At 74.6% G+C, this 13,198-nt stretch carries 1 protein-coding gene and 2 pseudogenes; all 3 read left to right on the top strand.

Annotation, left to right across the window (positions count from 1 at the left end):
• Window positions 1-66: 66 nt before the first annotated feature.
• Window positions 67-5,547, top strand: a pseudogene (locus ABT129_RS34965) (type I polyketide synthase); the annotation flags it as partial.
• A gap of 141 nt (window positions 5,548-5,688) precedes the next feature.
• Window positions 5,689-12,138 (top strand): annotated as a pseudogene (locus ABT129_RS34960) (type I polyketide synthase); the annotation flags it as partial.
• Between the two features lie 220 nt (window positions 12,139-12,358).
• Window positions 12,359-13,129 carry an SDR family NAD(P)-dependent oxidoreductase gene (locus ABT129_RS34955; RefSeq protein WP_351909729.1) on the top strand — a complete coding sequence of 257 codons (771 nt, stop codon included), beginning with the start codon at window positions 12,359-12,361 and terminating at the stop codon, window positions 13,127-13,129.
• The last annotated feature ends 69 nt before the right edge of the window (window positions 13,130-13,198 follow it).

Raw genomic sequence — 13,198 nt, 5'->3', positions numbered from 1 at the left:
ACACCACCACACGGGAGCTGAATACACGTGGCTGACGAGGTACAACTCCGCGAATACCTCAAGAGGGCCATCGCCGACGCCCGAGACGCACGCAAGCGTCTGCGCGAGGTCGAGGACAAGGAGCAGGAGCCGATCGCGATCGTCTCCATGGCCTGCCGGTACCCGGGAGGCGTCGCCTCCCCCGAGGACCTGTGGCAGCTGGTCGCCGACGGCGTCGACGCCGTCTCCTACTTCCCCACCGACCGGGGCTGGGACCTGGAGCGCCTCTACGACCCGGACCCGGAGAAGACCGGCACCTCCTATTCCCGCGAGGGCGGCTTCCTCTACGACGCCGACCTCTTCGACCCCGAACTGTTCGGGATGTCCCCGCGCGAGGCCCTCGCGGCCGACCCGCAGCAGCGGCTCCTCCTGGAGACCGCCTGGGAGACCTTCGAACGCGCCGGCATCGACCCGGTCTCCCTCAAGGGCACGAGAACCGGCGTGTTCGCCGGCGTCATGTACAACGACTACGGCTCGCGCCCCCACCTCCCCCCGGAGGACTTCGAGGGCTACCTCTTCAGCGGCAGCGCGGGCTCCATCGCCTCGGGCCGCGTCGCCTACACCTACGGACTCGAAGGGCCGGCCGTCACCGTCGACACCGCCTGCTCCTCCTCCCTGGTCGCCCTCCACCTCGCGGCCAACGCGCTGCGCCGGGGCGAGTGCGACCTCGCCCTGGCGGGCGGTGTCACCGTCATGTCGACACCGGTCGCCTTCGTCGAGTTCTCCCGGCTGCGCGGGCTCGCCGCCGACGGCCGCAGCAAGTCCTTCTCCGCGGCGGCGGACGGCACCGGCTGGGCCGAGGGCGTGGGCCTCCTCCTCGTGGAGAAGCTCTCCGACGCGCGCCGCAACGGGCACCGCGTGCTCGCCGTCATCCGTGGCTCCGCCGTCAACCAGGACGGCGCCTCCAACGGCCTGACCGCCCCCAACGGACCCGCGCAGGAACGCGTCATCCGCCAGGCCCTCGCCGGAGCGGGCCTGACCACCGCCGATGTCGACGTCGTGGAAGCCCACGGCACGGGCACCCGACTCGGCGATCCCATCGAAGCGCAGGCGCTCCTCGCCACCTACGGCCAGGACCGCCCCGAGGGCCGGCCGCTCTACCTCGGCTCCCTCAAGTCGAACATCGCCCACGCCCAGGCCGCCGCAGGTGTCGGCGGCGTCATCAAGATGATCCAGGCCATGGAGCACGGCGTGATGCCTCGCACCCTGCACAGCGATCAGCCGACCACCCACGTCGAATGGGACTCGGGAGCCGTCTCCCTCCTCAACGAGGCCAAGCCGTGGCCCGAGACCGGCGCCCCCCGCCGCGCGGCCGTCTCCTCGTTCGGCTTCGGCGGCACCAACGCCCACGTCATCATCGAGGAGCCACCCGCGGTCGAGGAGGCCACGGAGCAGCCCCGGCCGGCGGTGGCCCTCCCCGTCATGCCGTGGATCATCTCCGGCAAGACGGCCACCGCCCTCCGCGACCAGGCACGCCGCCTGAACGCCCGCCTCACCGCGGACCTCGGCGTCTCCCCCCTGGACGTCGGCTACTCCCTGGCGACCGGCCGGGCGGCGCTCGACCACCGCGCGGTGGTCACCGGCCGCGACCGCGGCGAACTGCTCGCCGCGGTGCGCGCGCTGGCGGAGGGCGGCACGGCCCCCAATCTGGTGCACGGCGAGCGCGCCGGAGGCCGTACCGGCTTCCTCTTCACCGGCCAGGGCGCCCAGCGGGCCGGGATGGCGCAGGAGCTGTACGCGTCCTTCCCGGTCTTCGCGGCCGCCTTCGACGAGGTCACCACCCTCCTCGACGCGGGTCTGGGCGGTTCGCTGCGTGAGGTGATCGCCTCGGGCGAGGGCCTCGACGAGACGGGCTGGACGCAGCCGGCGCTGTTCGCGGTCGAGGTCGCCCTGTTCCGTCTGGTCGAGTCCTGGGGCGTCCGCCCCGACTTCGTCGCGGGCCACTCGATCGGCGAACTCGCCGCCGCGCACGTGGCCGGCGTCTTCTCCCTCAAGGACGCCGTCCGCCTCGTGGTGGCGCGCGCGTCCCTGATGCAGGCGCTGCCCCGGGGCGGCGCGATGGTCGCCGTCGAGGCGACGGAGACCGAGGTCACCGCCCTCCTCGAAGGCCAGGTGGCCATCGCGGCGGTCAACGGCCCCCGCTCGGTCGTCGTCTCCGGCGAGGAGGCGGCGGTCCTGGAGCTCGCGCGGAAGGTGGCGGAGGAGCTGGGCGGCAGGACCCGTCGTCTGACGGTCAGCCACGCCTTCCACTCGCCGCTGATGGACCCGATGCTGGCCGAGTTCAAGGCCGTCGCGTCGAGCATCACGTACGAGGCTCCCCGTATCGCCGTGGTCTCCACGGTCACCGGCAAGGTGGCCGCGGGTCATGACCTGCGGTCCGCCGACTACTGGGCGGACCAGGTCCGAGGGACCGTCCGCTTCGACGACGCCGTGGACACGATGATCGCCGAGGGCGTGACCTCGTACCTGGAGATCGGCCCCGACGGCATCCTCTCGGCGCTCGCCGAGGGCGCCGTCCCCGCCCTGCGCCGGGGCCGCGACGAGGCCGCGACCCTCCTCTCGGCGGTCGGAACGCTGTACACGCGGGGCGTCCCGGTGAACTGGCAGGCCCTGTACGACGGCACCGGCGCCCGCCGGGTCCCCCTGCCCACGTACGCCTTCCAGCGCCGCCGCTACTGGCTCGAGTCCCGCCCCGTCCCCGAGGCCCACGGCACCGGCGCCCGCACCACCGGCCACCCGGTCCTCGGCTCGCCCATCACCGTGGCGGGCTTCAACCAGATCCTCTTCACGAGCCGGCTCTCCCTGGAGAGCCACCCGTGGCTCGCCGACCACGTCGTCCTCGGCTCGCCCGTCCTCCCCGCCTCCGCCCTGGTCGAACTCGCCATCCACGCGGGCGACCTGATCGGCCACCCGGCGCTCGACGAGCTCAACCTCCAGGTGCCGCTGGTCCTCCCGGAGGAGGGCAACATCCAGCTCCAGGTCAGGGCCGGCACCCCGGACGACTCCGGACGGCACTGCCTGTGCCTGTACTCCCGGCCCGACGACTTCGACGCGCCCTGGACCATGCACGCCGAGGGCTGGTACCTCAGCGAGGAGCCCGAGGTCGCCGCCTCCCTCGCCTGGAAGGACGACGCCACGGGCGGCCGGACCAAGGAGATCCAGCTCCCCGAGGGCCTCCAGACCGACGCCGGACGGTACGGGCTCCACCCGGTCCTGCTGCAGGCGGCCCTGCCCACCCGCCCCGCCGACCCGGACGCCGGCACGGTCCCGGTCCCCGCCGACTGGTACGGAGTACGGCTCCACGCCACCGGGGCGACCGCCGTCAAGGCGCGGGTCACCGAGATCGACGAGGACTCCTTCTCGCTCCAGCTGGCCGACGCGGCCGGCGACCTGGTCGTCTCGGTGGAGTCCATCGTCTTCCGCGACATCCCCAACGAGCAGTTCAGGGCCGCCGTGGGCGGCGACAGCACCGGGCGCGAATCGCTCTTCCACGTCGACTGGACGCCCACCGCGCTCCCGGAGCCCACCGAACCGCCCGCGTGGGCCGTCCTGGACCCGGACGGCACCACCGGCCAGAACGGCACCACCGGTCAGAACGGCACCGGCGGGAAGCAGGAGACCGGCGGGAACAGGTACGCGACCCCCGCCGCCGTCGCCGACGCCCTCGCCTCCGGCACCCGCGTCGACGCCGTCCTCCTGCCGTGGACCCCCACGGCACCCGGCGCCGACCAGGTCACCGCCACGCACACGGCCACCCGGAAGGCGCTCGCGCTGGTACGGGAGTGGCTGGCCGACGAGCGGCTCGCGCGTACCAAGCTCGTCGTGGCCACCTCCGGCGCGGTCGCCACCGGCGACCGGGAGGACGTCACCGACCTGGCGGGCGCGGCCGTCTGGGGTCTGCTCCGCTCGGCCCAGTCGGAGGCCCCGGACCGGATCGTCCTCGTCGACACCGACACCGACACCGACTTCGGCACCGACACGGGCACAGGCACCGACGCGGGCACAGGCACCGACGCGGGCGCGGGCACGAGCGCCCTCTCCCCCCTCCTCGCCTCCGGCGAACCCCAGGCCGCCCTCCGCGACGGCACGGCCCTCCTGCCCCGCCTGCGCCGCGTCCCCGTCACCGACACCCCCACCGGCCGGCCCCCCGTCTGGAAGCACGGCACCGTCCTCGTCACCGGCGGCACCGGCACCCTCGGCGCCGAGTTCGCCCGCCACCTCGTCGCCGAACACGGCGCCACCCGGCTCCTCCTGCTCTCCCGCACCGGCGCCCAGGCCGACGGCGTACCGCAGCTCCTGGACGACCTGCGGGGCATCGGCGCCCACGTCACCGTCGCCGCCGTCGACGCCGCCGACCGCGACGCGCTCGCCCGGGTCCTCGCGGCCGTCCCGGCCGAACACCCGCTGACCGCCGTCGTGCACACCGCGGGCGTCCTCGACAACGGACTGCTCCCCGCCCTCACCGACGACAGGCTCGCCGCCGTGCTGCGGCCCAAGGCGGACGCCGCCTGGCACCTGCACGAACTCACCCGCCACCTGGACCTGGAGGCGTTCGTGACGTTCTCCTCCACCGTGGGCGTCCTCGGCGGCCCCGGCCAGGCCAACTACGCCGCGGCCAACGCCTTCCTGGACGGCCTCGCCGCCCACCGGCACGCCCAGGGCCTCCCCGCGACCTCCCTCGCCTGGGGCCTGTGGCAGCTCGGCGGCATCAACGCCCACCTGGCCGAGAGCGACCTCAACCGCTTCGCCCGCGACGGCTTCCGGCCGATCGCCCGCGTCGAGGGCCTCTCCCTGTTCGACCGGGCCGCCTCCGACAGCCGGGCCGCGCTCGTCGCGACCCCGGTGGGCGTGTCCGCCGTCCGGGCCCAGGCCCGCGTCCCCGCGCTCCTGAGCGAGCTCGCCGCCCTCCCCGGCCGCCGCCTCGCCCGCTCGTCCGGACCCGTCGAGCAGGCCGCCGACCCGGCGGCCGACCTCGCCGCACGCCTGGCCGAACTGAGCGAGGTGGAGCAGGAACAACTGCTCCTCACCCTCGTACGCGACGACGTCGCCGCGGTCCTCGGCCGCACCGACGCCGACTCCATCGCACCGGAACGGGCCTTCCAGGACCTGGGCTTCGACTCCCTCACCGCGGTCGACCTGCGCAACCGGATCGGCACCGCCACCGGCGTCAAGCTCCCCGCCACCCTCGTGTTCGACCACCCCACCCCGGCGGCCCTCGTCGCGCTCCTGCGGGACCGCCTCGCCCCGCAGGCCCCCGACCCCCGCCAGGCGCTCCTCGACGAACTGGACCAGGTGGAAAGGAAGCTGGCCGCCGTCTCCCAGGACGACCAGGACCGGTCCGCCGTCTCCGCCCGCCTCCGGGCCCTGCTGTCCCGCGTCGAGGGGACCGACGGCACCGCCGCACCCGGCACCGACGACGCTCCCGACGCGTCCGACGCCATCGAGTCGGCCTCCGTCGACGAGCTCCTCAGCTTCATCGACAACGAACTCGGCAGCTCCACCCCCTAGGTACGGTCCGCCGCCCCGGCGGCGGACCCCACCCGGAGCCGGTCCGGCGACCCCCTTCCGCCGGACCGGCTCCCTTCCGCCGGACCGGCCCCCGCCACTCAGCCTTCGCCCGAGGAGAGCACGAACCCGATGTCCAATCCGTCGAACGAAGAGAAGCTCGTCGAGTACCTGAAGCGGGTCACGGTCGACCTGCAGAAGGCCAACCGCAAGATCGCCGCGCTCGAGGCGGCCGAGTCCGAGCCGATCGCCGTCGTCGGCATGGCCTGCCGCTTCCCCGGCGGAGTGGCCTCACCCGACGACCTGTGGCACCTGGTCGCCGAAGGCACCGACGCCATCACCGACTTCCCCACCGACCGCGGCTGGGACCTGGAGCGCCTCTACGACCCCGACCCGGGCCGCCCCGGCACCTCCTACACCCGCCGGGCGGGGTTCCTGCACGACGCCGCCCTCTTCGACGCCGGCTTCTTCGGGATCTCGCCCCGCGAGGCCCTCGCCATGGACCCGCAGCAGCGCCTCCTCCTGGAGACCTCCTGGGAGGCGTTCGAGCAGGCCGGCATCGACCCCGACACCCTGCGCGGCAGCCGTACGGGCGTCTTCGCGGGCATCATCGAGCAGAGCTACCTCGGCCTCGACGGGCCCGAGGAGTTCGAGGGCTACCTGCTGACCAGCAAGCTCAGCAGCGTCGCCTCGGGCCGGATCGCCTACAGCCTCGGCCTGGAAGGCCCCGCCCTCTCCGTCGACACGGCCTGCTCCTCCTCGCTCGTCGCCCTCCACCTCGCGGTCCAGTCGCTGCGCACCGGCGAGTCCGACCTCGCCCTGGCGGGCGGCGTCACGGTGACGGCGACCCCCGGCGGGTTCGTCGACTTCTCCCGGCAGAGCGGCCTGGCCCCCGACGGCCGCATCAAGTCCTTCTCCGCCGACGCGGACGGCACCTCGTGGTCCGAGGGCGTCGGCATGCTCCTCGTGGAGAAGCTGTCCGACGCGCGCCGCAACGGGCACCGCGTGCTCGCCGTCATCCGTGGCTCCGCCGTCAACCAGGACGGCGCCTCGAACGGCCTGACCGCCCCCAACGGCCCCTCCCAGGAGCGGGTCATCCGCCAGGCCCTCGCCGACGCGGGCCTGACCACCGCCGACGTCGACGTCGTGGAGGCCCACGGCACCGGCACCCGGCTCGGCGACCCGATCGAGGCCCAGGCGCTCCTCGCCACCTACGGCCAGGGCCGCCCGGAAGGCACCCCGCTCTACCTCGGCTCCCTCAAGTCGAACATCGGGCACACCGTCGCCGCGGCCGGTGTCGGCGGCGTCATCAAGATGATCCAGGCCATCGAGCACGGCGTCCTGCCCCGCACCCTGCACGTGGAGAGCCCCACGCCGATGGCGGACTGGGACTCCGGCGCCGTCGAGCTGCTCACCGAGGCCCGCGACTGGCCGGCCACCGAACGCGCCCGCCGGGCCGCCGTCTCCGCCTTCGGCGTCAGCGGCACGAACGCGCACGTCATCATCGAGCAGCCGCCCGCGGAGGAGCCCGCGCCGACCGGGACGGACGCCCCGCCCGTGGTCCCGTGGCCGGTCTCGGGCCGGACGCCGGACGCCCTGCGGGAGCAGGCCCGCCGCGTCCTGGACCACCTCACCGCCGATGCCGGCCTCTCCCCGCTGGACGTGGGCTTCTCCCTGGCGACGGGCCGGGCGGCGCTCGACCACCGCGCGGTGGTCACGGGCCGCGACCGCGAGGAACTGCTCGCCGGAGTGCGCGCGCTGGCGGAGGGCGGTACGGCCCCGGGCCTGGTGCGCGGCGAGCGTTCCGGAGGCCGTACGGGCTTCCTCTTCACGGGTCAGGGTGCGCAGCGGGCGGGGATGGCGCAGGAGTTGTACGCGTCCTTCCCGGTCTTCGCGGCGGCCTTCGACGAGGTGGACGATCTGTTCGACGCCGCTCTCGACGGTTCGCTGCGTGAGGTGATCGCCTCGGGCGAGGGCCTGGACGAGACGGGCTGGACCCAGCCGGCGCTGTTCGCCGTCGAGGTCGCCCTGTTCCGCCTGGTCGAGTCCTGGGGTGTCCGCCCCGACTTCGTCGCGGGCCACTCGATCGGCGAACTCGCCGCCGCGCACGTGGCGGGAGTGTTCTCCCTCGAAGACGCCGTCCGTCTGGTGGTGGCGCGCTCGGGTCTGATGCAGGCCCTGCCGCGCGGCGGCGCGATGATCGCGGTCGAGGCGACGGAGGCGGAGGTCATCGCGCTCCTCGACGGCCAGGTGGCCATCGCGGCGGTCAACGGCCCCCGCTCGGTCGTCGTCTCGGGAGACGAGAAGGCGGCTCTCCAAGTGGCGCGGAAGATCGAGGAGCTGGGCGGCAGGACCCGTCGACTGACGGTCAGCCACGCCTTCCACTCGCCCCTGATGGACCCGATGCTGGCCGAGTTCAAGGCCGTCGCGTCGAGCATCACGTACACCGCTCCCCGTATCGCCGTCGTCTCCACGGTCACGGGCAAGGTGGCCACGGGCACGGACCTGCGGTCCGCCGACTACTGGGCCGACCAGGTCCGGGGCACCGTCCGCTTCGCCGACGCCGTCGAGACGATGGTCGCCCAGGGCGTCACCGCCACCCTGGAACTCGGCCCGGACGGCGTCCTCTCCGCCCTCGCCGCCGAGCTCGTCCCCACCGCCGTCGCCCTGACGCGCCGCGACCGGCCCGAGGCCGACACGGCCGTCGCCGCGCTCGGCCGGCTGCACCAGCACGGCGTCCCCGTCGACTGGACGGGCTTCTTCTCCGGCACCGGCGCCCGCCGGGTGCCCCTGCCCACGTACGCCTTCCAGCACCAGCGGTACTGGGTGGACGCGGCGGCCGGCGCCCCCGACGCCGCCGGGCTCGGCATGCGGCCGACCGGACACCCCCTGCTCGGGGCCGCCGTCGTCCTCGCGGGCGCCGACCGGACCGTGTTCACCAGCACCTTCTCCCCCCGCACCCACCCGTGGACCGCCGACCACATCGCCCTCGGCTCGCCCGTCCTCCCGGCCTCCGCCCTGGTCGAACTCGCCGTCCGGGCCGGGGACGAGTCGGGGGCGACGACCCTCGACGAGCTCGTCCTCGACGCCCCGTTCGTCCTCGGCACCGGCGGCTCCACCCACCAGCTCCAGGTCACGGTGGACGCCGCCGACGCCACCGGGCGCCGCCCGTTCACCGTCCACGGCCGCCCCGACGACGCCGACGCGCCCTGGACCGCGCACGCCCACGGAGTCCTGAGCGTCACCGCCCAGGGCCCGGCGTTCGAGCCGGTCGCGTGGCCGCCCGCCGACGCCGAGGAGATCGCCCTCGAAGAGCTGTACGCCGGACTCGCCGGGACGGGCCTCACGTACGGGCCGTCGTTCCAGGTCCTCACCGCGGCCTGGCGCCGTGGCGACGAGCTCTTCGCCGAGGCCGCCCTGCCCGAGCGGGCGCCCGGCGCGGAGGGCTTCACCCTCCACCCCGCGCTCCTCGACGCGGCGGTACGGCCCCTCCTGACCGCCGTACCGGAGGGGACCGGGGCCCCGCTCGCCGGGCACTGGCGCGGCGTACGGCTCTACGCGACCGGCGCCACCTCGCTCCGGGTCCGCATCGCTCCGCGCGACGGCGGCGGCGCGCGCGTCGAACTCGCCGACCCGGCCGGGCAGCCCGTCGCCCTCGTCGCGGAGACGGCGGTGCGCGGTGTCGACGACGGCACGTTCGCGACGGCCGCCGGACGGCACGACGACGCCCTGTTCCACATGGGCTGGACGCCCCTGGGCGTGGAGGCCGCGGGGGAGACCCGCCCGGCCACGCTCGGCGACGGCGGCGACTTCACCAGCCCGTCCGAGGTGGCCGAGGCCGTCGCCGTCGGCCGGGCGGTCCCCCTCGTCGTCCTCCGCACCCGGCCGGAACCGGCGGGCTCGCTGCCCGGCTCGGTCCACGCCACCACGGAGAAGGTCCTCGCGCTGGTACGGGAGTGGCTGGCCGACGAACGCCTGGAGGGGACCCGGCTCGCGGTGGTCACCTCGGGCGCGGTCGCCACGCGCCGGGGCGAGGACGTCACCGACCTGGCGGGCGCGGCCGTCTGGGGCCTGCTCCGCTCGGCCCAGTCGGAGCACACCGGCCGCATCGTCCTCATCGACACGGACACCGAGACGGACACCGACACCGGCGCGGACCGCGACGTCATCGCGGCGCTCGCCGCCTCCGGCGAACCCCAGGCGGCCCTGCGCGCCGGACAGACGTACGCGCCCCGCCTCACCCGCGCCACCGTGCCCGGCGCCGCGTCCGCCCCCACCTGGAACCCCGACGGCACGGTCCTGATCACCGGCGGCACCGGCAGCCTCGGCGCCCTCTTCGCCCGCCACCTCGTGACCGTCCACGGCGTGCGCCACCTCCTGCTCACCAGCCGCAGCGGCCCCGCCGCCGCCGGTGCGAAGGAGCTGTCCGCCGAGCTGACCGCCCTGGGCGCCCGGGTCACCCTCGCCGCCTGCGACACGGCCGACCACACCGCGCTCGCCGAACTCCTCGGCACGATCCCCGCCGACCTCCCGCTCACCGGCGTCGTGCACGCCGCCGGCGTCCTGGACGACGGCCTCGTCACCACCCTCACCCCCGAGCGACTGCACGGCGTGCTGCGGCCCAAGGTCGACGCCGCCTGGAACCTGCACCGGCTCACCCGGGGCAGCGAGGAGCTCACCGCCTTCGTCCTCTTCTCCTCCATCGCCGCGGTCGTCGGCGGACCCGGCCAGTCCAACTACGCCGCCGCCAACCAGTTCCTGGACGCCCTCGCCGAGCACCGGCACGCCCACGGACTGCCCGCCACCTCGGTCGCCTGGGGACTCTGGGAGCAGTCCGGCGGCATGAGCGGCCACCTCAGCGAGACCGACCTCGGCCGCATCGCCCGCGGCGGATTCCGGCCAGTGCCCCAGGAGCAGGGGCCCGCCCTGCTCGACCGGGCGATCGCCCTCGGACGCCCGGCCGTCGTCGCGACCCCCCTGGACATCGCCGTCCTGCGCGAACAGCCCGGCCGCATCCCGGTGGTCCTCACCGGGCTCGCCCCCGCCCCCGCCCGGCGGGCGGCCGCCGGGGAGGGCACGGCCGCCGACGCCTCGCTCGCCGACCTGGTCGCCGGGCTCGACGGGCCCGAGCGCGAACAGGCCGTCCTGGACGCGGTCCTCGTCCTCACCGCGGCCGTCCTCGGCCACCCCGACACCTCCGCCGTCCAGGCCGGACAGCCGCTGACCAAGCTGGGCTTCGACTCGCTGACCTCCGTCGAGCTCCGCAACCGGCTGAGCGCCCTGGCGGGCTCCAAGCTGCCCGCGACGCTGGTCTTCGACCACCCCACCCCCGCCGCCCTCGCCGCCTTCGTCTCCGGGCAGCTCGCCGGCGGGCCCGGTGCGGACGCCGCCCCGGCGCTGCCCACCGTGGACTACGCGGCCGAGGTGCGCCTCGCCGACGACATCCGCCCGGCGGACGAGGTCGTACGGTCGGCCCCGGAGCCGGCGTCGATCCTGCTGACCGGAGCCACCGGCTTCCTCGGCGCGTTCCTGCTGCGCGACCTGATGCGGACGACGACGGCGACGATCCACTGCCTGGTCCGCGGCGACGACGAGGACGAGGCGAGGAAGCGGCTGCGGACCAACATGGAGTGGTACCGGCTGTGGGACGAGGTCGACGAGAGCCGCCTCTCCCTGGTCCTCGGCGACCTGGCCGAGGAGCGGCTCGGTCTCACCGAGGAGGAGTTCGACGGACTGGCGCGGACGGTGGACGCCGTCTACCACAACGGCGCCCGCGTCCACTGGCTGCACCCGTACACCGCGCTGCGCGACGCCAACGTCCGCGGTACGGAGGAGGTGCTGCGCCTGGCGGCCCGTCACCGCACGGTCCCCGTCCACTACGTGTCCACCGTCGGCGTCTTCGACGGGGTACGGGAGGAGGGCGTCCCGCTCCGGACGACCGACCCGACCGGCCCCGCCGAGGCCCTGCCCAGCGGCTACCTCCAGAGCAAGTGGGTGGCCGAGCAGCTCATCGGCACCGCCCGCGACCGCGGACTGCCCGTCTCCGTCTACCGGGTGGACGTGATCTCCGGCGACACCCGGACCGGAGCCTGCCAGACCCGCGACTTCGTCTGGCTGAGCCTCAAGGGCATCCTCCAGTCCGCGGCGGTGCCCGCCGGCACCAGCGGCCGGTTCCACCTGCTGCCGGTCGACTACGTCAGCGCCGCCATCACCACCCTCTCCCGGCAGGAGGAGACGGCCGGCCGTACGTTCCACCTGTTCAACCAGAGCTCGCTGAGCCTCGCGCAGTCCGTGGAGTACCTGCGGGACCACGGGTACCCGCTGGCCGAGGAGGAGTGGCGGAGCTGGAACGAGAGGGTGGGCGCCGCCGGCGACAACGCGCTGCGGCCGCTGCTGCACGCCTTCGAGATGATGACCTCGGACACGGACGGCTTCTACCCGCCGATCGACACCTCGGAGACCCTCGCGGCCCTGGAGGGGACCGGCGTCGACTGCCCGCCCCTGACGGCGGAACTCTTCGCCCGGTACGTCGACTTCTTCGTCGAGGTGGGCCACTTCCCGCCGGCTCCGGGCAGGGAACCGGCGGGCGCGTGAGGCGGGGGCCGGACCGGGGCCCGACGACGTGCCCCGGCCCGGCCCTCCGCCCTTTCCGTCGCGACCCGTCCTTGACCCCGCCTTTCCCGCCGCGTTCGGGTCCTTGACCCGCCTTTTCCCGCCGGACTCCGGATTTGACCCGTCCTTGACCTGACATACCTTCCCTTGACCTTGGGGGAAGAAGGCCGCCCACGGATCGCCCGATGGGAACATCTCCGCCATGAGCGATACGGGTGGTTTGCTGCGGGACAAGGTCATTCTGGTCACGGGCGCGAGCAGCGGCATCGGTGCCGCCGCCGCGTACCTCTTCGCCCGCGAGGGCGCGTCGGTGGTCCTCGCCGCGCGCCGTGAGGAGAGACTCACCGCCCTCGTGGCGGAGCTGACCGCGAAGGGGCTCAAGGCCTCTTCGGTGGTGTGCGACGTGACGCGGGCCGAGGACGCGCGGCGCGCGGTCGTCCACGCGACGGAACGTCACGGCAGGCTCGACGGAGCCTTCAACAACGCGGGCGTCGGCGGGGACCAGGCGCCCCTCCACGAGATGGAGGACGAGGTCTACGACACCATCGTCGACACCAACGTGCGCGGGCTGTGGAACTGCCTGCGCGCCGAGATAGGCGCGATGCTCCCGAGCGGCGGCGGAGCCATCGTCAACAACAGCAGTGTGGGCGGCCTGGTGGCGATCCCCACCGCGGCCCCGTACGTGGCGTCCAAGCACGCGGTGGTCGGCTTCACCCGCGCCGCGGCCGACGAGTACGCCCGCCAGGGCATCCGGGTGAACGCGCTGGCACCCGGTTCGACCCGCAGCGAGATCACGGTCGACTGGTACGCGCGCAACCCCGGCCTGGAGGAGGCGATCCACGAGGTCACGCCCCAGGGCCGTACCGCGGCGCCGGAGGAGGTGGCCGAGGCCGCGGCCTGGCTGCTCAGTGACCGGTCCTCGTACGTCACGGGCACGGTGATGCCGGTGGACGGCGGGTACGTCAACCGCTGAGAACCGCCCCGTCCGGCGGGACGGGGGGAACGGACGAGGGGGGCGGCACCGGTCCGACGGACCGGTGCC

Origin of the sequence: Streptomyces sp. NPDC002057 (assembly GCF_040296665.1) — a bacterium.
Taxonomy (GTDB): domain Bacteria; phylum Actinomycetota; class Actinomycetes; order Streptomycetales; family Streptomycetaceae; genus Streptomyces.
Note: the sequence above shows the minus strand (reverse complement) of the source record. Positions and strands in the feature narration are given on the sequence as shown.